The sequence below is a fragment of the Streptomyces sp. 840.1 genome (assembly GCF_003751445.1).
Lineage (GTDB): Bacteria > Actinomycetota > Actinomycetes > Streptomycetales > Streptomycetaceae > Streptomyces.
Genome location: NZ_RJUU01000001.1, coordinates 339,222 through 363,776, shown reverse-complemented (window position 1 = coordinate 363,776; position 24,555 = coordinate 339,222). Strand labels below are relative to the sequence as shown.

19 protein-coding genes are annotated in these 24,555 nt (G+C 71.6%); 13 read left to right on the top strand and 6 right to left on the bottom strand.

Annotated features, from left to right (window positions below):
- Positions 1–31 precede the first annotated feature (31 nt).
- Together EDD93_RS01585 and EDD93_RS01580 are read right to left on the bottom strand one after the other, a co-directional pair.
- Positions 32–2,077 (bottom strand): M4 family metallopeptidase, encoded by a 2,046-nt coding sequence (locus EDD93_RS01585; RefSeq protein WP_123523451.1) that lies wholly within the window; start codon positions 2,075–2,077, stop codon positions 32–34.
- Positions 2,078–2,239: 162 nt separating this feature from the next.
- Positions 2,240–3,148 (bottom strand): TetR/AcrR family transcriptional regulator C-terminal domain-containing protein, encoded by a 909-nt coding sequence (locus EDD93_RS01580; RefSeq protein ID WP_123523450.1) that lies wholly within the window; start codon positions 3,146–3,148, stop codon positions 2,240–2,242.
- Between the two features lie 138 nt (positions 3,149–3,286).
- Here EDD93_RS01580 and EDD93_RS01575 point away from each other — a divergent pair, with 138 nt between their 5' ends.
- Both EDD93_RS01575 and EDD93_RS01570 read left to right on the top strand, forming a co-directional pair.
- Complete coding sequence (locus tag EDD93_RS01575) at positions 3,287–4,870, top strand: MFS transporter (RefSeq protein WP_123523449.1); 1,584 nt, start codon at positions 3,287–3,289, stop codon at positions 4,868–4,870.
- Positions 4,871–5,094: 224 nt separating this feature from the next.
- Complete coding sequence (locus EDD93_RS01570; protein ID WP_123523424.1) at positions 5,095–6,051, top strand: IS481 family transposase; 957 nt, start codon at positions 5,095–5,097, stop codon at positions 6,049–6,051.
- On the opposite strand, the gene EDD93_RS01565 is transcribed toward EDD93_RS01570, so the two are convergent.
- A complete protein-coding gene (locus tag EDD93_RS01565; RefSeq protein ID WP_123523448.1) occupies positions 6,048–7,931 on the bottom strand; it encodes an ABC transporter ATP-binding protein in 1,884 nt (627 codons plus the stop codon). The genes EDD93_RS01570 and EDD93_RS01565 overlap by 4 nt on opposite strands.
- Positions 7,928–9,826, bottom strand: coding sequence for an ABC transporter ATP-binding protein (locus tag EDD93_RS01560; protein ID WP_123523447.1), 1,899 nt, complete (start codon positions 9,824–9,826; stop codon positions 7,928–7,930). The genes EDD93_RS01565 and EDD93_RS01560 overlap by 4 nt, the downstream gene beginning before the upstream one ends.
- A 218-nt stretch (positions 9,827–10,044) precedes the next feature.
- Between EDD93_RS01560 and EDD93_RS01555 the strand changes: the two genes are divergently transcribed.
- From EDD93_RS01555 to EDD93_RS01540, 4 genes are all read left to right on the top strand, one after another.
- Complete coding sequence (locus tag EDD93_RS01555; protein ID WP_123527533.1) at positions 10,045–10,983, top strand: ABC transporter ATP-binding protein; 939 nt, start codon at positions 10,045–10,047, stop codon at positions 10,981–10,983.
- 1 nt (position 10,984) lies between these two features.
- Positions 10,985–11,773, top strand: coding sequence for an ABC transporter permease (locus tag EDD93_RS01550; protein ID WP_123523446.1), 789 nt, complete (start codon positions 10,985–10,987; stop codon positions 11,771–11,773).
- Positions 11,774–11,839: 66 nt separating this feature from the next.
- Positions 11,840–13,111 carry a sensor histidine kinase gene (locus tag EDD93_RS01545; protein WP_123523445.1) on the top strand — a complete coding sequence of 424 codons (1,272 nt, stop codon included), beginning with the start codon at positions 11,840–11,842 and terminating at the stop codon, positions 13,109–13,111.
- A gap of 35 nt (positions 13,112–13,146) precedes the next feature.
- Positions 13,147–13,797, top strand: coding sequence for a response regulator transcription factor (locus EDD93_RS01540; protein WP_123523444.1), 651 nt, complete (start codon positions 13,147–13,149; stop codon positions 13,795–13,797).
- Positions 13,798–13,806: 9 nt separating this feature from the next.
- On the opposite strand, the gene glgX is transcribed toward EDD93_RS01540, so the two are convergent.
- Positions 13,807–16,083, bottom strand: coding sequence for a glycogen debranching protein GlgX (gene glgX, locus EDD93_RS01535; protein WP_398902678.1), 2,277 nt, complete (start codon positions 16,081–16,083; stop codon positions 13,807–13,809).
- A gap of 153 nt (positions 16,084–16,236) precedes the next feature.
- On the opposite strand from glgX, the gene EDD93_RS01530 reads away from it, so the two are divergent.
- From EDD93_RS01530 to EDD93_RS01500, 7 genes are all read left to right on the top strand, one after another.
- Positions 16,237–17,469, top strand: a complete 1,233-nt coding sequence (locus EDD93_RS01530) for an Ig-like domain-containing protein (protein WP_123523443.1) — start codon at positions 16,237–16,239, stop codon at positions 17,467–17,469.
- Between the two features lie 277 nt (positions 17,470–17,746).
- Positions 17,747–19,000 (top strand): Ig-like domain-containing protein, encoded by a 1,254-nt coding sequence (locus EDD93_RS01525; protein WP_123523442.1) that lies wholly within the window; start codon positions 17,747–17,749, stop codon positions 18,998–19,000.
- Positions 19,001–19,296: 296 nt separating this feature from the next.
- A complete protein-coding gene (locus EDD93_RS01520) occupies positions 19,297–19,728 on the top strand; it encodes a cold-shock protein (protein ID WP_123523441.1) in 432 nt (143 codons plus the stop codon).
- A gap of 105 nt (positions 19,729–19,833) precedes the next feature.
- The gene (locus EDD93_RS01515) at positions 19,834–20,601 is read left to right on the top strand and encodes an enoyl-CoA hydratase/isomerase family protein (protein ID WP_123523440.1); all 768 of its coding nucleotides are present in this window, start codon (positions 19,834–19,836) and stop codon (positions 20,599–20,601) included.
- 251 nt (positions 20,602–20,852) lie between these two features.
- Entirely contained in the window at positions 20,853–21,368 is a 516-nt protein-coding gene (locus EDD93_RS01510) for an ATP-binding protein (RefSeq protein WP_123523439.1), read from the top strand.
- Between the two features lie 413 nt (positions 21,369–21,781).
- Positions 21,782–22,588 carry a polysaccharide deacetylase family protein gene (locus EDD93_RS01505; protein ID WP_123523438.1) on the top strand — a complete coding sequence of 269 codons (807 nt, stop codon included), beginning with the start codon at positions 21,782–21,784 and terminating at the stop codon, positions 22,586–22,588.
- Positions 22,588–23,778, top strand: a complete 1,191-nt coding sequence (locus EDD93_RS01500) for a YncE family protein (RefSeq protein ID WP_123523437.1) — start codon at positions 22,588–22,590, stop codon at positions 23,776–23,778. The genes EDD93_RS01505 and EDD93_RS01500 overlap by 1 nt, the downstream gene beginning before the upstream one ends.
- On the opposite strand, the gene EDD93_RS01495 is transcribed toward EDD93_RS01500, so the two are convergent.
- A complete protein-coding gene (locus tag EDD93_RS01495) occupies positions 23,775–24,455 on the bottom strand; it encodes a GNAT family N-acetyltransferase (protein ID WP_123523436.1) in 681 nt (226 codons plus the stop codon). The genes EDD93_RS01500 and EDD93_RS01495 overlap by 4 nt on opposite strands.
- Positions 24,456–24,555: the final 100 nt, after the last annotated feature.

The following is a 24,555-nucleotide window of genomic DNA, read 5'->3' as shown; positions in this document are numbered from 1 at the left end:
CCGCGCTGTGTCAGCCGCGGTGCGGCCGGGTTCAGAAGGTCAGCTTGAAGCTGTTGATCTTCCCCGTGTCACCCGAGTAGACGTCCTGGACCTTCAGCTTCCAGACCCCGTTCGCCACCTCCGAGGAGGCGTTGACCGTGTACGTGGTCTGGACGTTGTCCGCCGAGTCGGACGAGGAGGAGTTCTTCAGCCGGTAGGCGGTGCCGTCCGGGGCGACGAGGTCGATGACCAGGTCACCGCGGTAGGTGTGGGTGATGTCCACGCCGACCTTGAGGGTGCTGGGGGCGTTGCCGGTGCGGCCGGTGACGGTGACCGCGCTGGTGACGGCCGAGCCGGCGTCCGGGATGGCCGTGGCGGTGGTGTTCTCGAAGACCGTGCCACCGGGGTCGGTGCCGCCGCCGGGACGCGCGCCGACGTTGATGCCGGCCCAGGCGTCGGCCACGGACTTGTACTCGGCGCTGGTCGTGCCGTACAGCTCACCGGCCGCGGCGAGCGTGCCCGTGCGGGCGGAGGCGTAGTTCGTGTTGGAGCTGAACTTGGTGGTGAGCGCCTTGAACCAGATCAGCGCGGCCTTGTCGCGGCCGATGCCGGTGACCGGCAGACCGTCGGAGGTCGGGGAGTTGTACGAGACCCCGTTGATCGTCTTGGCGCCGCTGCCTTCGGAGAGAAGGTAGAAGAAGTGGTTGGCCGGGCCCGACGAGTAGTGCACGTCGACGTTCCCGATGCCGGAGTACCAGGCGTCCTTGGACGCGCCGTCCCTGCTCGGCTTGTCCTGGTAGCGCAGCGGGGTGCCGTCGCCGTTGATGTCGATCTTCTCGCCGATGAGGTAGTCGCCCGGGTCGGCGGCGGTGTTGGAGTAGAACTCCACGGCGGTGGCGAAGATGTCGCTGGTCGCCTCGTTGAGGCCACCGGACTCACCGCTGTAGACCAGACCGGCGGTGTTCGAGGTGACGCCGTGCGTCATCTCGTGCGCGGCGACGTCCAGCGCGGTCAGCGGGGAGGAGTTGCCGCTGCCGTCGCCGTACGTCATGCAGAAGCAGCTGTCGTCCCAGAAGGCGTTGACGTAGTTGTTGCCGTAGTGGACGCGGGAGTACGCGCCGACGCCGTCGCCCCGGATGCCCGTCCGGCCTTGGACGTTCTTGTAGTAGTCCCACGTCTCGGCCGCGCCGTAGTGCGCGTCGGCGGCGGCGGTCTCGGCGTTCTGGGGGGTGCCGTCACCCCAGATGTCGTCCGGGCCGGAGAAGAGGGTGCCCTTGCCGGAGGTGCCGTGGTTCAGGTTGTACGTCTTGTGGCTGCCGCGACCGGTGTCGGTCAGCGTGTACGAGGGGGCGGTACCGAGGGTGACCTGCCCGCTGTACTCGGTGTTGCCGGTGCCCTTCTCGATGGCCTGCCACTCGTAGATCTTCGCGCCGCTGCTCGCGTCCGTGACGACGTGCAGCGCGTTGGGCGTGCCGTCGTCCTGGAGGCCGCCGACCACGGTCTCGTAGGCGAGCTGCGGTGTGCCGCTCGCCATCCAGACGACCTTGCGGGGCGCCTTCTCGGCCGTGGTCCTGTCCGAGCCGTCGGCCTTGGCCGCGCCGAGCGCCTGCTTCTCGGCCGCCGCGGGGGCGACCTGCGCGGTCGTGCCCACGGCCTTCAGCTGGGCGGTGGTCGCCTTGGACGCCTTGGTGACGCTCTCGGTCGCGCCGGCCTTCGACTCCTGGACGATCAGGTCGCCGCCGAGGACCGGGAGGCCGCTGAAGGTGCGCTCGTAACGGGTGTGCGTGGTGCCGTCGTTGTCCTGGATGACGTCCCGGACGACGAGCTTCTCCTGCGAGCCGAGACCGAGGTCCTTGGCGGTGGCCGCCTTGCTCGCGTTCGCTTCGCGGATCAGCTCCGCGCGCTGGGACGGAGAGAGCTGCTTGGGCAGCGCGCCGTGGTCGGCGCCCGCGGATGCCGCGGCGACGGTGGCGGCGGCGCGGTTCGCGCCGGCCGGTGTGGCGGTGGCTGTACCGGTCTGGACTCCGGTGGCCAGAAGAGCTGCTGCGGCTATCAGAGCGCCGGTCGCGGTGGCACGACGGCTGGGCGTGGATCTCACGCGGACTCCTTCTGCAAGGGGGGTACCGGCGGCGGGTGAGCCGTCCGGGCAGAGCAGGCAGTGCGCAGAACGGGGTGAACAGTGGCAGGAGAAAGGTGTTCCTGTCAGGACCGCGTCAACAAGATGGCCGGAATTCGTCCGTTGCCGTAATGGTCATGTTCGTTAAGCGGACGTTTCACCGATCATCACCGCGATGCCGTCCAGGGTCCTGCGGAGCCCGAATTCGAAGAGGACGTCGAGGTCGAGCTCGAAGGCGTCGTGTTCGAAAAGATTGTGGGGAACGGGGAAGTGACCACCTGTCGAGACGGCTTCGAACTGTGGCTCGTTCCGCGTCATCCACTCCTCGTCGGACAGTCCCGTGTCCTGGAGCGCCTGCGCCTCCATGTCGGCCGCCAGCGCCAGCCCCTGCACATAGGCGAAGAGGGTGAGGTGGGTGTGGAGCATGGCGTGCGGAGGCAGCCCGGTCCCCCTGAGGGCCCGCAGCACCCACTCCGTGTAACTCATCGCGTGCGGCGACGCGGTGGGCCGGGTGAAGGAGGCCATCGCCTGGACCATCCACGGATGCCGCCCGTACACCGCGCGCAGCCAGCGGGCGGCGAGTTCCAGCCCGGTCCGCCAATGCCGGGGTACGGGACCGAGCGGGCGTTCGCCGAAGGCCGCCTCGGACATCAGCCGCACCAGCTCCGCCTTGCCCGGAACATGGCGGTACAGCGCCATCGTGGACGTGGCCAGAACGGTGGCGACCCGGCGCATCGACACCGACGGCAGGCCCTCGGCATCGGCCAGTTCGACGGCCGTGCGCACGATCCGGTCGCGGTTCAGCGCCGGACCCTCCCCGGCCGCGAGCCGGGGTCCGCGCTCCGCGACCACGGTGCCGACCCCCGGCACGGCCCGCACCAGCCCCTCCGCGCGCAGCACGGACAGCGCCTTGGTGGCCGTCGCCATCGCGACACCCCACTCCCGGACGACGGCGCGGGTGGAGGGCACCCGCTCGCCCGGGGCGAGTTCACCCGCGACGATCCGCCGGCGCAGCTCGGCGGCGATCCTGAGGTAGGGCGGTTCGGTCGGCACGGAGCGGACTGTACTAGTGCACCCAGGACGACGTACACCGTTCTGACCTGCCCGGACCGTTCAAGTCCCGCCCTGGCGGGCGGTCCTGCACTACGGCGCTGTTTGTGGTGTACGCGGGCCCGCTGCTGTGCTCCGGGCATGACTTCCTCACCGCCGGCCGCCCTCGCGGGCCGCCGTGAATGGACCGCACTCGGCGTGCTGATGCTGCCGCTGCTCTTCGTCTCGATGGACGTCTCCATCCTCTTCTACGCACTGCCCGCCATCGGCGCCGACCTGGAGCCGGGCTCCACCCAGCAGCTGTGGATCCTGGACATGTACGGCTTCGTGCTGGCCGGCCTGCTCATCACCATGGGCGCGCTCGGTGACCGGATCGGCCGCCGGAAGGTGCTGATGGCCGGCACGGTCGTCTTCGCCGCCGCGTCCCTCGCCGCCGCTCTCGCGCGGTCCCCCGAATCCCTCATCGCGGCCCGTGCGCTGCTCGGGGTGGGCGGCGCCTGCCTGATGCCGTCCACGCTCGCGCTCGTCCGCAACCTCTTCCACGACCGCGACCAGCGCTCCCGGGCGGTCGCGCTGTGGACGACCGTGATGGCCACCGGGATCTCACTCGGCCCGGTCGTCAGCGGAATCCTCCTCGAACACTTCCGGTGGGGCGCGGTCTTCCTGATCAACCTGCCCGCGATGGCGCTCCTTCTGGTGCTCGCGCCGGTACTGCTCCCGGAGTCCCGGAGCCCGGTGAGGGCGCGGTTCGACGTCCTGAGCGCCGTGCTCTCCCTCGCCGCCCTGCTGCCGGTGATCCACGGCATCAAGGAGCTCGCCAAGCACGGCTACCGGCCGCTGCCCGCCCTCGGAATCGCCGCCGGCCTCGTGCTCGGCCTCCTCTTCGTCCGCCGCCAGGGCCGGCTCGCCGAGCCGATGGTCGACCTGGCACTCCTGCGCCGCCGCGCCTACGGGGGTTCGGTCCTCGTCAACCTGCTGGCGATGGGCGCCACGATCGGCTTCGCCGCCTTCTTCTCGCAGTACGTGCAGTCCGTCCTCGGCAAGAGCCCGTTCGAGGCCGCGATGTGGAGCCTGGTGCCGTCCGCCGGCGTCCTCGTCGCCGCGCCGGCGGCCGGAGCCCTCGCCAAACGCCTGGACCGCGGATACGTCATGGGCGGCGCGTTCCTCGTCTCGGCGGCGGGCTTCCTCTGGCTCACCGGGATCGAGACCGGCTCCCCGCTCCGGGTGACGCTGGCCGGCTCGGCCGTCTACGCGGGCGGCCTGGTCGCCGCGATGACCCTGGCCAACGAACTCGCCCTGGGCGCCGCACCGCCCGAGCGCGCCGGCTCCGCGGCCGCCGTGCTCGAATCGGGCCAGGAACTCGGCGGCGCGCTGGGCATGGCCCTGCTCGGCTCGCTCGGCGCGGTCGTCTACGGGCGCGACATGACCGACGCCGCACCGGGCGCACCCGACGCGGCCCGGGAGACCCTGGGCGGCGCGGTGGCCGTGGCCGGAGAGCTGCCGGCACGCGGCCGGGAGGCGCTGCTCTCCGCCGCGTTCAAGGCCTTCACCCACGGCCTGAACACGGCGGCGGCGGGCGCGGCCGCGGCGATGGTGGTGGCCGCGCTGGTCTCCGTGGTGCTGCTGCGACGGGCCGGCGAGCCTGCGGCGGAGGGCGCGGAGAACGCGCTCGGCGTGCAGCCGCCCCGGGAAGCGCCTCGGCACGCGGACGCAGAAGGCCGGTGACACGCGGCAGCCCCTCGGAAAAGCGGGCGTGCGCCAAGACGGCCGGGCGCACGCACGGCGCATCGCCCGCATACGTGAGTGCCAGACGCCGCCGGGCAGACGGGACCTTCAAAACACGCCCTAGATGTATTGATCACGAGCGTTGTTGACACGGGGGTCTTGATCAAAGGCGAAGACCTCCGGTGTGGTGGAGCTGTCTAGGAACACACCACACGGAGGTCTTCGTGTCCCACCGTAATGCCCGGCTGACGGTCTTCGGGAGGCGTCTGCTGGTCGAACGAGTCACGTCCGGCCGTCCCGTCGCCCATGTCGCTGCCGAGATGGGCATCTCGAGGGCGACCGCCCATAAGTGGGTGCGGCGGTGGCGGGCCGAGGGCGAGGCGGGCCTGGCCGACCGCTCCAGCAGGCCAGGGACGACACCGCACCGCACTCCGGCCGCGATCGAGGCCCGCGTCTGCGACCTGCGCCGGTCCCGCAAACTCGGACCCGCACGGATCGGCCCGGTCCTCGGCCTTCCCGCCTCAACCGTCCACCGGATCCTGACCCGTCACGGACTGAACCGCCTCGCCTGGATGGACCGGCCAACCGGCTCGGTGATCCGCCGCTACGAACGCGAGCGTCCCGGTGAGCTCGTCCACGTCGACGTCAAGAAACTGGGCCGGATACCCGACGGCGGCGGCCACAAGGTCCTGGGCCGCCAGGCCGGCCGCGCCACCCGCAGCAACATGGGCTTCGACTACCTCCACTCCGCGGTCGACGACCACTCCCGCCTCGCCTACACGGAAATCCATGGCGACGAGAGGGTCGCGACCTGCGCAGCCTTCCTGACCCGGGCCGCCGCGTTCTTCGCCGACCTGGGCATCACCCGGATCGAACGCGTGCTGACGGACAACGCCTGGGCCTACCGCAAGGGGCTGGCCTGGAAACAGGCCTTGGGCGACATCGGCGCGACCGGCAAACTCACCCGCCCCTACCGACCACAGACCAACGGCAAAGTCGAACGCTTCAACCGCACCCTCGCCGACGAGTGGGCCTACCTGCGGCCCTACACCTCCAACGACGAGCGAACAGCCGCCCTGGCAGACTTCCTCCACACCTACAACCACCACCGCTGCCACACCGCCCTCGGAGGCCAGCCCCCGATCAGCCGTGTCAACAACGCTGCGGGTCAATACACCTAGACCAGGCTCTCCCGCCACACGCGGTGCAGCCCCGCGAACCGGCCCGTGCCGCCGATGAGTTCGGCGGGTGCCCCGTCCTCCACGATGCGGCCGTGCTCCATCACCAGGACCCGGTCCGCGATCTCCACGGTGGACAGCCGGTGGGCGATCACCACCGCGGTGCGGCCGTGCAGCACGGTGTCCATCGCCCGCTGCACCGCCCGCTCGCCCGGGATGTCCAGGGAGCTGGTCGCCTCGTCGAGGATCAGCACCGCCGGGTTCGCCAGCAGGGCGCGGGCGAAGGCGACCAGCTGGCGCTGGCCCGCCGAGATCCGGCCGCCCCGCTTGCGTACGTCGGTGTCGTAGCCGTCGGGCAGACCGCTGATGAACTCGTGGGCGCCGATCGCCCTGGCGGCCCGTTCGATCTCCGCGCGGGTCGCGTCCGGGCTGCCGATCGCGATGTTCTCGGCGACGGTCCCCGAGAACAGGAACGCCTCCTGCGTCACCATCACCACCCCGCGCCGCAGCTCGGGCACGGCGAGGTCCCGCAGGTCGGTGCCGTCCAGCAGCACCCGGCCGTCGGTCGGGTCGTAGAAGCGGGCCAGCAACTTGGCGAGCGTCGACTTGCCGGCGCCCGTCGAACCGACCACGGCGATGGTCTGGCCGGCCGGAACGGTCAGATCGAAGCGGGGCAGCACCTCACCACCCGTGCGGTAGGCGAAGCGCACCGAGTCGAAGACCACCTCGCGGCCCGGCAGTTCGCCCTTGAGCGGCGGCAGCTCCCGGGGCTCCAGGGCCTCCGGGACCGTCGGGGTCTGGGCCAGCAGGCCCGCGATCTTCGTCAGTGAGGCCGCCGCCGACTGGTAGGAGTTCAGGAACATGCTGAGCCGGTCGATCGGGTCGTAGAGCCGCCGCAGATACAGCACCACCGCGGCCAGCACGCCCAGGGCCAGGGTGCCGGAGGCCACGCGGTACGCACCCCACAGCACGATCGCGGCTACCGCGGTGTTGGCGATCAGCCGGGACCCGACGACGTAACGCGCGTTCTCGATCATCGCGTCGCCGTTGGTGCGCCGGTGCTCGTGGTTCAGCTCCCGGAACACCGCGTCGTTGACCGGCTCCCGGCGGAACGCCTGGACGGGGCGGATGCCGTTCATCGTCTCCGCGAACTTCACGATGACCGCGGCGATCGCCGTCGACCGGGCGGCGAAGATGACTCCGGCCCGGCGCTGGTACTGCCGTACGAGCAGATACAGCGGGGCGAACGAGAGCACGGCGACCGCGCCCGTCGCGAGATCCAGCCAGAGCAGCACCAGGGAGATGGAGACGAAGGAGAGCACGACCCCGATCAGCTCCTGCAGCCCCTCGCTGAGCAGCTCGCGCAGCGACTCCACATCGGTGGTGGAGCGGGAGATCAGCCGGCCCGAGGTGTACCGCTCGTGGAAGTCCACGCTCAGCGCCTGGGCATGGCGGAAGATCCGGCCGCGCAGATCGAGCAGGGCGTCCTGGTTGACCCCGGCCGAGGCCCTGATGAACGCGTACTGCATGGCCCCGCCGCCGGCCGCGCAGAGGGCGTAGCCGAGGCCCACCGCGATCAGCGGACCGTAGTCCTCGTCCCGGAACGCGGGCACCCCGCTGTCGATGGCGTACGCGACGAGCAACGGACCCGCCTGCACCGAGATCTGCTGGACCAGCAGGAACAGTGCGGCCACCACGACCCGGCCGCGGTGCGGGCGCAGCAGCGACAGGAGCAGCTCGCGCGTCGCGCCACGGGGCGTGGGCAGGTCGTCGCGGTCGAAGGAGTCCCTGGGAGCGGGGGCCGTGCCCGGGGGCCCGGCGTCCGGCCGGTCCTCCGTACCGTCCCCGCCGCTCTCGGGCCGCCCCGTCGTGGTGCTGGTCATCGGCTGCTGCCCTCCTCGGCAGGGGCGTAGGCGCCCAGGATCTCGTCGGTGGGGCCGGGGCCCGGGGGAAACGCGTCCTCGCCGTCCGGCAGGCCGGCGCCGGACATCAGCCAGGCGTACTCGGGGTTGCCGCGCAGCAGTTCCTGGTGGGTGCCGACGGCGCTGATCCGGCCCTCCGACAGCAGCGCCACCCGGTCCGCGAGCATCACGGTGGACGGCCGGTGGGCGACCACCACCGCCGTGGTCTCCCGCAGCACGCTGCGCAGCGCCGCCTCGACCAGTGTCTCCGTGTGCACGTCCAGCGCGGAGAGCGGATCGTCGAGGACCAGGAAGCGCGGCCGGCCGACGACGGCGCGGGCCAGCGCGAGGCGCTGGCGCTGACCGCCGGAGAGGCTCAGCCCCTGCTCGCCCACCTGGGTAGCCGTGCCGTGCGGCAGATCGTGGACGAAATCGGCCTGGGCCACCGACAGGGCCCGCCGCAACTCGTCCTGGCCGGCGCCCTCGGCGCCCATCAGGACGTTCTCCGCGACAGTCGCGGAGAAGAGCGTCGGCTCCTCGAACGCCACGGACACCAGCTCCCGCAGCCGCTCGCGCGGCATCGCGGTGATGTCCTCGCCGTCCAGCGTGATCCGCCCCGAGGTGGCGTCGTGCAGCCGGGGCACGAGCGCGGTGAGCGTGGTCTTGCCGCAGCCCGTCGCCCCGACCAGGGCCATCGTCTCGCCTGGGCGGATGCGCAGATCGATCCGGTCCAGTACGGGAGCGGAGTCCTCGGCCGCGTCCGGGTAGCGGAACCGGACACCCTCGAAGACCATGCCGCCCGCCCCGGAGGCAACCGGCAGGACGTCCGGCGCGGCGTCACCGGACGGGCCCGGGGCCGCCGCCCCGCGCGCCGCGGCCCCCTCCTCCTCGGCCACGTCCATCACCTCGAAGAACCGCTCGGTGGCCGACGCCGACTCCTGGCTGATCGCCAGCAGGAAGCCGATCGACTCGACCGGCCAGCGCAGCGCCAGCGCCGTGGAGAGGAAGGCGACCAGCGTGCCTGCGGAAAGGCCGCCGTCCGCCACCTCGATCGTGCCGAGCACCAGCGCCGCCCCGATGGCGAGTTCGGGGATCGTCGTGATGAAGGCCCAGATCCCCGCGAGCAGCCGCGCCTTCTCCAGCTCGGTGGCCCGCAGCCGCTGCGCGAGGGCGCGGAACGCGAGGGCCTGGCTGCGGTGCCGGCCGAATCCCTTCACGATACGGATGCCGAGCACGCTCTCCTCGACCACCGTCGTCAGGTCCCCGACCTGGTCCTGGGCCCTGCGCGCCACCAGTGAGTACTTCGCCTCGAAGACCGAGCACAGGATCATCAGCGGCACGACGGGGATCAGCAGCACCAGGCCCAGCGTCCACTCCTGGCCGAGCAGAATCACGAAACCGACCACGATCGTGGTGGAGTTGACCACCAGATAGGTCAGCGGGAAGGCCAGGAACATCCGCACCAGCATCAGGTCCGTGGTCCCGCGCGACAGCAACTGGCCCGACGGCCAGCGGTCGTGGAAGGCCACCGGCAGGCGTTGCAGATGCCGGTACAGGCCGTCCCGCATGGCCGCCTCGACACCGGCCAGCGGACGCGCCACCACCCAGCGCCGGAGACCGAACAGGAACGCCTCCGCGATCCCGAGCAGCAGCAGGTACAGGGCCCCGAGCCAGACACCGCCCGGATCCCGCTCGGCGACCGGACCGTCGACCATCCACTTCAGCACGAGCGGGATCACCAGCCCGAGGCACGAGGCGACGACCGCGATCAGGACCGCGGCCGACAGCCGGGCCCGCACCGGCCTCACATACGGCCACAGCCGCATCAGGGAGCGTGCGGCGGACCGGTCCTTGGGCTCTACATGTTCTTCGGGCATCACGAGCGAGCCTACGGTTCACCACTGACATCGCTCATCCCAATTTCGGCCCCGGCCGCAGCTTGACGCAAAGCACACCGCGTCCGGCGGCCCGGCGCCGGGGGAGGGGCGCCCGACGGCGTACGACGGTCGTAGCCCGGCATCGGCCGATCGGCTGATGCCGGTTCGAGCGCGATGGCGGATGCCGCGCGCGGGCCGGGGCCGGGATGCTCGGGGGCATGGCAATCATCGAAGTGGACGGGGTGCGCAAGGCCTACGCCGGACGCCCCGCGGTGGACGGGGTGAGCTTCACCGTCGACGAGGGGGAGATCTTCGGGATCCTCGGCCCCAACGGCGCGGGCAAGACCACCACCGTCGAATGCGTCGAGGGACTGCGGGTCCCCGACTCCGGCACGGTCCGGGTCGCCGGGCTCGACCCGGTCGCCGACCACGAGCGGGTGACGCTGCTGCTCGGCGCCCAGCTCCAGGAGAGCGAACTCCAGCCCAGGATCACGGTGGGCGAGGCGCTGGAGCTGTACAGCGCGTTCTATCCGGACCCCGCCGACTGGCGGTCCCTGGCCGAACGCCTCGGCCTGCACACCAGGCTCACCACCCGGTTCGGCAAGCTCTCCGGCGGCCAGAAGCAGCGGCTGTCCATCGCGCTCGCCCTCGTCGGAAGCCCCCGGATCGTGGTCCTGGACGAGCTGACCACCGGCCTCGACCCGCGCGCCAGGCGCGACACCTGGCAGCTGATCGAGGAGATACGGGACAGCGGCGTCACGGTCCTGCTCGTCACCCACTTCATGGAGGAGGCCCAGCGGCTCTGCGACCGGATCGCCGTGATCGACAGGGGCCGGATCGCCGCCCTCGACGCCCCCTCCGGACTGATCGCCAGGGCCGGCAGCTCCACCGTCATCGCGTTCACGCCCTCGCGGCCCCTCGACGACGAGGAGCTGGACCGGCTGCCCGGCGCGGCCTCGTGCGAGAGCCGCAACGGCCGCCTCGTCATCAACGGCACCGACGAGACCGTCAACGCAGTGATCTCGCTGCTGGCCCGGCTCCGCATCACCGCACACCAACTGCGCGTCTCCGAAGCCACCCTGGACGACGCCTTCCTCGACCTCACCGAGCACTCCGCCCCGGCCGAGGGCCACCACCTCACGGAACGGGCAGTCTGAGATGGCCACTTCGCACACCGCCCCCGCACCCGGCCCCCGCACCGCGCCCGCCGGCGCCCCGCTCGCGGTGCTCAGGTCCGAGACCCGGCTCTTCCTGCGCGAACCCGGCAGCCTCTTCTGGATCCTCGTCTTCCCGACCGTACTGATGACGGTCCTGGGACTCGTCCCGTCCTTCCGGGAGCACGACGACGGACTCGGCGGCCGGCGCGTCATCGACCTGTACGTCCCCGTGGCGGTGCTGCTCGCCATGATCATGGCAGGGCTCCAGGCCATGCCGCCCGTACTGACCGGCTACCGCGAGCGCGGCATCCTGCGCCGGATGTCGACCACCCCGGTGCGGCCCGCCGCCCTGCTCGGCGCGCAGATCGTCCTGCACGGCGTCGCCGCACTCGGCTCCGCCGTGCTGGTGATGGTGGTCGGCCGGATCGCGTTCGGGGTGCGGCTGCCCGGACAGCCCTTCGGCTACCTGCTCGCGCTGCTGCTGGCCGTGGCCTGCGTGCTGGCCCTGGGCGCGCTGGTCTGCGCGGTCTCCCGCACCACCAAGATCTCGGCCGCCATCGGCTCGGTCGTCTTCTTCCCGATGATGTTCACCGCGGGCGTCTGGGTGCCGGTGCAGACCATGCCGGACACCCTGCGCCACATCGTCCAGGTCACGCCGTTCGGCGCGGCCTCCCAGGCGCTGGACCGGGCCGCCTCCGGAGCCTGGCCCAGCTGGGCGTACCTCGGGGTGATGGTGCTGTGGGCCGTGGCGGTTGCGGGGGTGGCGATCCGTACGTTCCGGTGGGAGTAGCCGGCGACGGAGGAGACTTGGGGCCTCTCGTTTGGATCAGGCCGGGGGTTCGGGGAGACTGCGGCCATGAGCGCGCGGGGGACGGAGGCCGTGATCCGGGTGGAGACGGCCGAGCAGTGGTGGGAGCGGTTCTTCCGCTACGGGCCGTACGGACTGCTCGCCCTGGCCACCGCGGTCTCGGCCGTGACCGCCGGCCTGATCATGTCCCGCCGCGACGTGTACGCCACCTGGGTCCTCGTGCCCGCCGCGCTCGTGCTCCAGCTCTGGTGGGGACGGGTACGGACCCCGGCGGGCCGCAGGCCGCAGTGCTACTTCGTCGCCCGCACTCTCCTCGCCTTCGCGCTGACCTGGTGCAACCCGTTCTTCGCCATCTTCGTCATCGCCGGCTACTTCGACGCCGGCCGGCTGCTGCCCCGGCGGGGCGTGCGGGCCGGGCTGCTGGCCACCGCCGTCATCATGGCGGGCTCGCAGTCCGGCAGCGGCCTGCCGCCCGTCAGCCTCATGAACTGGATCGCCTTCGTCATCCTCTTCGCCCTGCACGCCACCCTCACCATGGTCTTCGCGCAGATCAACAACCGGGAGGCGGAGCAGTCCCGTACCCAGTCCGACACCATCGCCGCCCTGGAGTCCGCCAACGCCCGGCTCGAACAGGCCATGGCGGAGAACGCCGGGCTGCACGCCCAGCTCCTGGTCCAGGCACGCGAGGCCGGAGTGGCCGACGAGCGCGGGCGGCTGGCCGCCGAGATCCACGACACCATCGCCCAGGGGCTGACCGGCATCATCGCCCAGCTCCAGGCGGTGACCTCGGCAGCGGCCACCGACCCGGAGCTGGCCGGGGAACACCTCGTCCGGGCCACCGCGCTCGCCCGGCACAGCCTGGGCGAGGCGCGCCGCTCGGTGCACAATCTGGTGCCGGCCGCGCTGGAGCACGACGACCTCCCCGCCGCCCTGGAGAAGACGGTCACCAACTGGTCCGAACGGACCGGCGTCCGCGCCGAGTTCACCGTCACCGGCACGGCCGAGCCGCTGCATGACGAGGTCGGCGCCACCCTGCTGCGGATCGCGGAGGAGGCCCTCGCCAACGCCGGCCGCCATGCCGCCGCCTCCCGGACCGGCGTCACCCTGTCCTACATGGGCGACGAGATCACCCTCGACGTGCGGGACGACGGCTGCGGCTTCGACCCGGGCGCGCTGGAGCCGTACCGGGGCGCCGGCGGATTCGGGCTCGGCGGCATGCGGGCGCGCGCCGAGCGCATCGCGGGCACGGTCGAGGTGGAGACCGGACCGGGTCTCGGCACCGCGGTCTGCGCCCGGGTCCCGCTCGTCCGGCACGACTGAGCCGGCCGGGCGCCGGCACAGTACGGTAAGCGGCTATGGCCCAGGAACCCGCGCGCGTCATCACCCTGATCGTCGTCGACGACCACCCCGTCGTACGCGACGGGCTGCGCGGCATGTTCGCGGCGGCGCCGGAGTTCGAGGTGCTCGGTGAGGCGGCCGACGGCGTCGAGGGCGTGGAGACGGCCGTCCTGCTCGACCCGGACGTCGTCCTGATGGACCTGCGGATGCCGGGCGGCGGCGGGGTCGCCGCGATCACCGAACTGACCCGGCGCTGCGCCCGCTCCAGGGTCCTGGTCCTCACCACGTACGACACCGACTCCGACACCCTGCCCGCGATCGAGGCCGGCGCGACCGGGTACCTCCTCAAGGACGCCCCGCGCGAGGAGCTGTTCACCGCGGTGCGCGCCGCCGCCGACGGCCGTACCGTCCTGTCGCCCGCCATCGCCTCCCGGCTCATCTCACGGGTGCGCACGCCCGTCGCGGCCGGCAGCGAGACGCTCTCCGCGCGGGAGCGCGAAGTGCTCGAACTCGTCGCGCGGGGCACGTCGAACCGCGAGATCGCCGCCGTGCTGTTCATCAGCGAGGCCACGGTGAAGACCCATCTCAGCCATGTCTTCGCCAAGCTGGGCGCCAAGGACCGGGCGGCCGCCGTCGCCGTCGCGTACGACCGGGGGATCCTGGGCTGAGCGCCGGGCTCACTCCCGTACCCGCAGCAGCAGCACCGATCTCGCGGGCACCGTGAGGCCGGTGTCGCCCCGGTGGACCGTGCCGGGCGCGGTGGACTGGTCCTCCCGGGCGGTGTCCAGGACCAGTTCGTACTCCCGCGCCCAGGGCGGCCCCGGCAGCCGGAAGTCCACCGGGCGGTCACCGGCGTGCAGCACCGCCAGGAAGCTGTCGTCGCTCACCTGCTCGCCCCGGGCGTCCCGGCCCGGGATGTCGCGGCCGGAGAGGTAGAGCCCGACCGTCGCGGCCGGTGCGTACCAGTCCTCCTCCGTCATCTCGCCCCCCTGCCGGGTGAACCACGCCAGGTCCCGCAGCCCGTCCGGGGCCTGCGCCCGGCCGGAGAAGAACGCGCGGCGGCGCAGCACCGGGTGAGTGTGGCGCAGGCCGAGCACCCGGGCCGTCAGCTCGGTCAGCTCCCGCCACTGAGGCTGCTCCAGCAGCGACCAGTCCAGCCAGCTGACCTCGTTGTCCTGGCAGTAGGCGTTGTTGCTGCCGCCCTGGGTGCGGCCCATCTCGTCGCCCGCGACCAGCATCGGCACCCCGGTCGACAGGAGCAGGGTGGTGAGCAGGTTGCGCAGCTGGCGGCGGCGCAGCGCGTTGACCGAGGCGTCGTCGGTCTCGCCCTCCGCGCCGCAGTTCCAGGACCGGTTGTCGCAGGTGCCGTCGCGGTTGCCCTCGCCGTTGGCCTCGTTGTGCTTGTGCTCGTAGCTGACCAGGTCGCGGAGGGTGAACCCGTCGTGCGCGGTGACGAAGTTGACCGAGGCGTACGGGCGCCGGCCGCCCCAGGCGTACAGGTCGCTGGATCCGGTGAGCCGGTAGCCGAGGTCGCGCACGTCGGGCAGGGCGCCGCGCCAGAAGTCCCGGACGGCGTCCCGGTAGCGGTCGTTCCACTCGGTCCACAGCGGCGGGAACGCGCCGACCTGGTAGCCGCCGTTGCCGACGTCCCACGGCTCGGCGATCAGCTTCACCCGGCGCAGCACCGGGTCCTGGGCGATCACCGCGAGGAACGGGGAGAGCATGTCGACGTCGTGCATGGAGCGGGCGAGCGCCGCCGCCAGGTCGAAGCGGAAGCCGTCGACGCCCATCTCGGTGACCCAGTAGCGCAGTGAGTCGGTGATCAGCCGCAGGACGTTCGGCTGCACCACGTGCAGGGTGTTGCCGCAGCCGGTGTAGTCCGCGTATCTGCGGGCGTCGGACTGGAGGCGGTAGTAGCCGCGGTTGTCGATGCCGCGCAGCGACAGCATCGGGCCGAGCTCGCCCGCCTCCGCGGTGTGGTTGTAGACCACGTCGAGGATCACCTCGATCCCGGCGTCGTGCATCGCGCGGACCATCCGCTTGAACTCGCCGACCTGCTGGCCCGCGGTGCCGCTCGCGGAGTATCCGGCGTGCGGGGCGAAGTAGCCGATCGAGTTGTAGCCCCAGTAGTTGTGCAGCCCGCGTCGCAGCAGATGGTCCTCGTGGGCGAACTGGTGCACCGGCAGCAGCTCCACGGCCGTCACCCCGAGGCGCTGCAGATGGCCGATCGCCGCGGGGTGCGCGAGTCCGGCGTAGGTGCCACGCAGCTCCTCGGGGATGCCCGGGTGGAGCTTGGTGAAGCCGCGGACGTGCAGTTCGTAGATGACGGAGTCGGCCCAGGGCGTCTTGGGCCGCCGGTCCTCGGCCCAGTCGTCGTCATCGTGGACGACCACACCCTTGGGGACGTACGGGGCGGAGTCCCGTTCGTCGCGCACGGTGTCCGCGATCTGCTGCTGGGGCCAGTCCCTCACATGGCCGTACACCTCGGCCGGAAGGGTGAAATCACCGTCCACGGCCCGTGCGTACGGATCGAGGAGCAGTTTCGCCGCGTTCCAGCGGGCGCCCGTCCACGGGTCCCAGCGGCCGTGCACCCGGTAGCCGTAACGCCGGCCGGCCCGCACACCGGGTACGAAGCCGTGCCAGATCTCGTGGGTCAGTTCGGTCAGCGGCAGCCGGGTCTCGGTGCCGTCCTCCTCGAAGAGGCACAGCTCCACGGCCTCGGCGCCGCCCGCCCAGAGCGCGAAGTTGGTGCCCGCCACCCCGTCGGGCCCCACCCGGAAGCGGGCTCCGAGCGGCATCGGCGTACCCGGCCACACGGCCGGCGGCCGCTGTCCGGGGCCGGTGGCGGGCGGCGGCGCGGGGGCGGCCGGAGCGGTGGCCGGCCGTTCCACCGCCCGTCCGGACCGTCCCGGAAACGTCTTCGGCACTGCCTCCTGCTCGGCTGCGCTCGACACCTGCTCGCCTCCCGCGGCTCGTGGGGGACCGGCACCGAAAGGGAGCGCGCGGCGTCCCGGCCGCGGCTCCCCGAGTGTGGTCGTCCCCTCTGTTCTGCCCACGAGTGGCCCCGCACTCACGTTTCCCCCGACGCGCCCGGTCGTTGGGGGGACGTGAACCACGTAGCGAAGAAGGCAGGCGCGAGCCCGGTCACCGTACTGAGACGGTCGGGACTGCTCGTCGTACTGGTCGTACTGGCTGTTCTGACCGGCTGCTCGGGCGCCGGTTCGATCATCGGCGGGAAGTCCCGGTCACCGCAGGAGGCGATCCGGATCACCCCGCAGGACCGGGCCGAGGACGTGCGGGCGGACTCCGAGGTCTCGGTGAAGGTCCCCGACGGGCGGCTGGAGAGCGTCAAGGTCACCCGGATCGAGGACGCGCGGCAGCAGGAGGTGCGGGGTCTGATCGCGAAGGACGGTCTCTCGTGGGCTCCCCAGGGCGCGGCGGGCCGGCTCGGGCTCGCCGCCAAGTACAGCGTCGACGCGGTGGCCCTGGACGGTTCGGGGCACCGCTCGGCCCGTCACACCACCTTCACCACGGTGGTGCCCGAACACCGCTTCATCGGCTACTTCAAGCCGGAGAACCGGTCCACGGTCGGCACCGGCATGATCGTCTCCTTCGAGTTCAACCGCCCGATCACCCGCCGCGCGGCCGTGCAGCGGGCGATCCGGGTGACCAGTGATCCGCCGGTGGAGGTGGCCGGGCACTGGTTCGGCTCCGACCGGCTGGACTTCCGCCCGGCGGCTTACTGGGAGCCGGGCACGGAGGTCACCGTCGAGGTGGGGCTGCGCGATGTGGAGGGGGCGCCGCAGGTGTACGGCAGCCAGCGCAAGACCGTGCGGTTCACCGTGGGCCGGGAGCAGGTGTCCCGGGTGGACTCGGCCGCGCACACCATGCAGGTGCGCCGGGACGGGCAGCTCGTCTCCACGGTCCCGATCACGGCGGGCTCCCCGACGACGACCACGTACAACGGCAAGATGGTGGTCAGCGAGATGCACGAGGTGACCCGGATGGACGGGCGGACGGTCGGCTTCGGCGGCGAGTACGACATCAAGGACGTGCCGCACGCCATCCGGCTCACCGAGTCCGGCACCTTCCTGCACGGCAACTACTGGTCGGACGGAGACATCTTCGGCTCGACCAACGTCAGCCACGGCTGCATCGGGCTCCGTGACGAGCAGGGCGGCAGCGGGTCCACCCCGGCCGGCTGGTTCTTCGACCGGACGCTCATCGGGGATGTCGTCGAGGTCGTCAACTCCAAGGACAAGCAGGTGGCCCCGGACAACGGGCTCAGCGGCTGGAATCTGAACTGGAAGCGGTGGAAGGCGGGTTCCGCCGTGCGCTGATCCCGGCCCGGCTCCCGTCCGCGCGGCCCGGCCCTCCCGGACAGCTCCGGGAGGGCCGGGCCGTCGTGCTGTACAGCCCCTCGCGCGGGCAACGCCCCCGACCAGGGCAAGTGCTGAACGAGTTGGGACGGAACGGTGACATTCTGCGGGAGATCTGCCCGCAGTCGGTGTGATTATCTTTCGCTGAGCGCGCATATGCAGCGCGTGGGGGCGGGAGCCTGTGAGCTCCCAGGGACGGCATCGGCGGGGCCGGGCCGTGCGAGGGGAGACGACCACATTGAACGGGCAGCCGATATCGGGGACATCGGTCAGGGCGGACAGCGGGCGGCGGGGGCGTGGGACCACCGGACTGCTGGCCCTGGTGCTGGGCGCGTTGCTGCTGCTGGTGACGGCGTGCGGCGGGGAGGACACCGGGGACGCGAAGGGCGGCGCCGGCAAGGGCGGGACGAAGACCGGTGACACCAGCGCCTCCCAGGCCGTGGTGAAGGTCGCTCCGCAGGACGGCGCCGACTCCGTCGCCACCAGCGGGGCGCTGAAGATCTCGGCCGAGCAGGGAAAGCTCTCCACGGTCAAGGTCTCCGACCCCAAGGGGGCCGAGGTCGAGGGGAAGATCGCGGCGGACGGCACGAGCTGGGTGCCTGACCAGCACCTGGCATCGGCGACCAAGTACAAGGTCCACGCCGTGGCCAAGGACGAGAAGGGCCGTGAGTCCGCCAAGGACACCGCCTTCACCACGCTGGTCCCGAAGAACACCTTCATCGGGCAGTACACCCCGGAGGCCGGTTCCACGGTCGGTGTGGGCATGCCGGTCTCGATCCACTTCACCCGGGGCATCACCGACCCGGAGGCCGTCGAGAAGGCCATCAAGGTGACGGCCGAGCCGGCCGTCGAGATCGCCGGCCACTGGTTCGGCAACGACCGGCTGGACTTCCGGCCGCAGGACTACTGGGCCGCCGGCACCAAGGTGACGTTGAAGCTCAACCTCGACGGCGTCGAGGGACGCCCGGGGGTCTACGGCAAGCAGGTCAAGACGGTGTCGTTCACCGTCGGCCGCCGGCAGGTCAGCACCGTGGACGCGAGCACTCACCGGATGAAGGTCGTCCGCGACGGCAAGCAGATCAGGGACATCGCGATCTCCGCGGGCGCCCCGGCGACCACCACGTACAACGGCAAGATGGTCATCAGCGAGAAGCTCCGGGTGACCCGGATGAACGGTGACACCGTCGGCTTCGGCGGCGAGTACGACATCAAGGACGTGCCGCACGCGATGCGCCTGTCCACGTCGGGCACCTTCATCCACGGCAACTACTGGGGCGGTTCGGGCGTCTTCGGCAACACCAACACCAGCCACGGCTGTGTCGGCATGTTCGACGCACGCGGCGGCGGTGACCCGAGCACCCCGGCGGCCTGGTTCTTCAACAGCTCGCTCATCGGTGACGTCGTCGTCGTGACCAACTCGCACGACAAGACGATCCCGCCGGACAACGGCCTCAACGGCTGGAACATGGCCTGGTCGGAGTGGACCAAGTAGCCCTGCGGCACTGACCACGGACGCGAGCGACGCCGGCCCCGGACCACCCTGTGGTCCGGGGCCGGCGTGCGAGGTGCTCCGCACACGGCGGCCCGGGACCGGCACGGAGGGCGTCCCGCGACGACACGGACCGGGGCCGAAATCCCCTGCCCGGTGGCTGCGGGCCGACGACTGCTGGCACAGTGGGGGCAGGTAGTCGCACGGCGTGTCCGCAGTGGTGTACGAGGTCCGGGCCGGCCGCTGCGACAGGGGTATCCCGGGCACGGGTCCGGGGTTTCGTTGAGAGGTCGGTTCTGATGGTCAGCGGTCGTGTGGTGCGGTTCGACGGTGTCAAGGGTTATGGGTTCATCGCTCCGGATCACGGGGGTGAGGACGTCTTCCTGCACGTCAACGACCTCCGGATCCCCGAGGCCTCGCTCAGGCCCGGACTGCTGGTCGAGTTCGAGGTCGAGCAGGGCGACCGGGGGCTGAAGGCCTCCTCGGTGCGCCTCGCGCCCGGCGGCGCGGCGGCCCCGGGGTCCGGGTTCCCGGGGCGTTCCGAGACCCCGGCCAGGCAGATCGCGGAGGGCGACGACGTGATGTGCGACGTGCTCAACTCGGAGGAGTACGTGCGGGACGTCACGGAGGTGCTGCTGGAATCCGCGCCCGGTCTCACCGCGGCGCACATCCTTCAGGCACGCCAGGGGCTGCTGCACTTCGCGAAGAAGCACGGCTGGGTCGAGGGCTGAGAACGGCCGGGGCGGGGCGGGCCGGGCGCCGCCCGGCGGCTGTGACGAACGGCACCGGCCCCGGGCCTGTCCGGCCCGGCGTTAGCGCCGGTTAACCTGCCTCCCATGACCGTAACCCTCGAAGTAAGCGGCGGCGTCGGCACGATCCGGCTGGACCGGCCGCCGATGAACGCCCTGGACATCGCCACCCAGGACCGGCTGCGCGAGCTGGCGGAGGAGGCCTCGGGGCGCGACGACGTGCGCGCCGTGGTGCTCTACGGCGGCGAGAAGGTGTTCGCGGCGGGCGCGGACATCAAGGAGATGCAGGCGATGGACCACCCGGCGATGGTGGTCCGGTCCAAGGCGCTGCAGGAGTCCTTCACCGCGGTGGCCAGGATTCCCAAGCCCGTTGTCGCGGCCGTCACCGGTTACGCGCTCGGCGGTGGCTGCGAACTGGCCCTGTGCGCCGACTTCCGGATCGCCGGCGACAACGCCAAGCTCGGGCAGCCGGAGATCATGCTCGGACTGATCCCGGGCGCCGGCGGCACCCAGCGCCTCGCCCGGCTGATCGGCCCCGCCAAGGCCAAGGACCTGATCTTCACCGGCCGCCACGTGAAGGCCGAGGAGGCCCTCGCCATGGGCCTGGTGGACCGGGTGGTGCCCGCCGCCGAGGTGTACGAGCACGCGCACGCCTGGGCCGCGAAGCTGGCGAAGGGCCCCGCCCTCGCGCTGCGCGCCGCCAAGGAGGCCGTGGACGCCGGGCTGGAGACGGACATCGACACGGGCCTCACGATCGAACGCACCTGGTTCGCCGGACTCTTCGCCACGGAGGACCGGGAGCGCGGAATGCGGAGCTTTGTGGACGAGGGACCGGGCAAGGCCAAATTCCTCTGACCGAACGCCAGTTGGGAACAGATCGCGGCGCGTTCATCCGTGTGGGCGGATTAGCTGAGCCTTAAGGCAACCTTAAGGCTCAGCGCGCCGTTCGCCCCCTCGAACCTGTCCAGACGTGGCGTTCACGCAGGTCGGTGGGGGTGTGCGCGGGGGCATTCTGCCAGGGGCATATGCCGGGAGGCCGCTGCGGAATTGCTGATTCCGGGTTGGGGATTCCCCTGGAACGGCCCCGGAGTGCCCGCCTTGCGGCCATGATGGTTTCCATGGCGGGCCTGGAGGGTGTGGAGCAGCCGCGACAGCGCAGCAGCGCGACAGCGGCACGGAGTATGCCGGCCGTCGAGGACGAACAGGCGTTCAAAGCGCTTGAGTTGTTCGGAAATCCGACGGAGGACGAAGTCCGGCTGCCCTCCCGTCCGGAGTCCGCGGCCACCGCGCGCCGGCTCACCTCCTGTGTGGTGCTGCGCCAGTGGGCGCTCTCCCCGCAGATCGGCGAGCACGCCGTCCTGCTCGTATCCGAACTCGTCGGCAACGCGGTCCGCCACACCGGTGCCAGGGTCTTCGGCCTGCGGATGCTGCGCCGCCGCGGCTGGATCAGGATCGAGGTGCGCGACCCCTCGCGCGGACTGCCCTGCCTCATGCCCGTGCAGGAGATGGACGTCAGCGGGCGGGGTCTCTTCCTCGTCGACAAGCTCTCCGACCGCTGGGGTGTGGATCTGCTGCCGCGCGGCAAGATCACCTGGTTCGAGATGCGGATCTCCGACCGCTGAGACCCCGGTGGCCGCCCGGCCCGGAGGGCTCCCGTATGCACAGAAGCCCCCGGTTCGGCCGTGGTGAGGCGCTGCGGGGGCTGCTGTGTGGGGGCCGTGAAATGGGGGGTGTGTTCACGGCCGCTTATGACGACCCGGCCCGGGTCAGTGCGGGTCGTGTCACCGACTATGGCAGACGGGCGACTACATCGCCAAAGCCGCAAAACGCACATAGCGGTATGAATATGGCTATTTCAGTGATGAATCCTAGGTGTGTTGGGTCACTTGCCTGGAAATCTATGAACGTTGCCGGGGCTTCGCGGCTGATTCATTGATCGCCGCGGGCGCCGGTGTCGCGCATCCGTGTGATCAATGGAAGCGGCGAAAACGGTCAATTGTTATTTTCCTGACATTCCGCACTTACTGTTCTGCGCATGAACGTCTCCGACACACCGGTGCACCGCCGCAGCGCCCTGCGCGCGGGAGCCGGGGCCGCCCTCGCCGCAGGCCTCGCCACCGGTTGCGGGGACCGGGACACCGCCGGCACGCAGGCCGGCCCCCTCACCCACCCGGCCCCGAAGAAGCCGGCCGCCACCGCCGGAGCGCACGCCCCCGCGCCCGCCCCGCGCCGCTTCCCCGGGCAGCCGGTGCAGATCGGCCACGGCCCCCGCGACCGGGCACGCGTCGCCCTCACCTTCCACGGCCAGGGCGACCCGGCCATCGCCAGGACCGTGCTGGCCGAGGCCGAACGGGCCGGGGCACGGGTCACCGTCCTCGCCGTCGGCAGCTGGCTCGACGAACACCCCGAGATGGCCCGCCGCATCCTCGACGGCGGCCACGACCTCGGCAACCACACCCAGCACCACACCGACATCTCCGCGATGGACGAGACCCGGGCGTACACGGAGATCACCGGCTGCGCCCAGCGGCTGCGCCGGCTCACCGGCTCCATCGGCACCTGGTTCCGCCCCTCGCGCACCCAGTACGCCACCCCGCTCGTCCAGCGGCTCGCCGTCCGCGCGGGCTACCCGCACGTCCTCTCCTACGACGTGGACTCCCTCGACTTCACCTCGCCCGGCGCCGCGGCCGTCACCCGCAAGGTGGCCGGCGAGATCCGTAACGGATCGGTGGTGAGCATGCACTTCGGCTACGCGGACACGGTCGCCGCGCTGCCCCTCCTTCTCACCGAACTCGACCGCCGCCAACTGCGCGCGGTGACGACCACGGAGCTGTTGACCTGATGCATCCCTCCACCACGCGCACCGCGGCCCTGCTCGGGGGCGTCCTGCTCGCCGCACTCACCGGCTGCGGCACCCCCGCAGGCAAGGCGGCCGGCGACACCGCCACCGAGGCCGCCGCCCCACCCGCCAGGGCCAAGCACGTGTCCCCGCCCGCGCCGCCCGGACTGGCCGGGATGCCGCCGGTGCTCGACCCCGCGAACGTGTACGCCGCCGACGCCGCCGGGAAGCTGTCGCCGGTCGTCAAGGACTTCCCGTCCCGGGTGTACGTGCCCAACACCAACTCCAACACCGTGACGGTGATCGACCCCGCCACCTACAAGGTCATCAAGACCATCCCGGTCGGCCGCCAGCCGCAGCACGTCGTGCCGTCCTGGGACCTGAAGACCCTCTGGGTCAACAACGACGTCGGCGACAGCCTCACGGCGATCGACCCTGCGACGGGCGAGGCGGGCCGGACGGTCGACGTCTCCGACCCGTACAACCTCTACTTCACGCCGAACGGCAAGTACGCCATCGTGATGGCTTCGATGGACCGTCAACTGGTCTTCCGCGACGCGCACACCATGAAGACGGCCAAGGCCGTCCCGGTCAGCTGCGCGGGCGTGAACCACGCCGACTTCTCCGCCTACGGCCGGTACTTCATCGTCTCCTGCGAGTTCTCCGGCGAACTCCTCAAGGTCGACACGGCGAAGATGAAGGTGGTGGGCCAGCAGAAGCTGCCGTTCAAGGGCGCCATGCCGCAGGACGTGAAGCTGTCGCCCGACGGCAGCACGTTCTACATCGCGGACATGATCGCGAACGGCATGTGGGTGCTGGACGGGAAGAAGTTCACCACCCCGGAGCTGCTGCCCACCGGCAAGGGCTGCCACGGCCTCTACGTCAGCCGCGACGCCAAGGAGATGTACATCTCCAACCGGGGCGAGGGCTCCGTCTCCGTCTTCGACTTCGCGAAGAAGAAGCTGGCGAAGAAGTGGCACCTGCCGGGCGGCGGCAGCCCCGACATGGGCGGCGTATCCGCCGACGGCAAGGTCCTCTGGCTGACCGGGCGCTACAACTCGGAGGTGTACGCGATCGACACCACCAGCGGCAAGCAGCTCGCCCGGATCCCGGTGGGCAGCGGACCGCACGGCCTCGCCGTCTACCCGCAGCCCGGCCGCTACTCGCTCGGCCACACCGGCGTTTTCCGCTAGGGGCTGCCGCCCCCCGGCCCCACCGGCGTCTTCCGCTGGGCCCGGCCGATCAGCAGCGCCTCCGAGCCCACCGGCCGGTAGCCCGCCGCCTGGAACGTCCGCACACTGCGGGCGTTCCCCGGCGACTGCTGCGCCCACACCACCGGACCCGGCACCAGATGCCGGGCCGCCCGCGCCAGCCGTTCGCCGAGCCGCCGCCCGCGCGCCTCCCCGTCCACCTCGATCGCGGCCTCCCAGCGCCCCGCGACCCCGCGGCCGAGGATCAGCACACCGCCCGCCGCCCGCCAGACCCGCACCTCGTCGCGGAAGCCCATCGCCCGCGCCACCCGGGGGTGCCCGGGGTCCCGGAGCTCGCGCAGCTCCAGCTCCGGAGCGCCCGGCAGCGCCGTCGCCACCGTGAGCAGGTCGATGGTGTTCATGTGCCGTCCGGTCCGCGCCATCAGCGCGCCCAGGAAGTGCGGGTTCATGGTCGCGGCGAGTGCGTCACCGGGGGTGCCGGCCAGGGCCGCCCGCACCCACCGCGGGTCCTCGTCCGTGAACACCACCGAGTGCGCGGTGAACGCCAGCACCCCGGCATCCCGTGCGTTCGGCTGTCGCACCACCGTCGTGGACCCGTCCGGCGGCGGGAACCGGCCCTGCGCCGCAGCTTCCAGGATGTCCGCCAGTGCCTCGGCCATCGCGCCGTTCCCTCCCCGCTCCGGGCCGCCGCCCGCCGGGCGGCGGGGGTCCCACCCATGATCGGTGACCGGCCGCCGCGATCGCCCTCCGTCCCGCCCG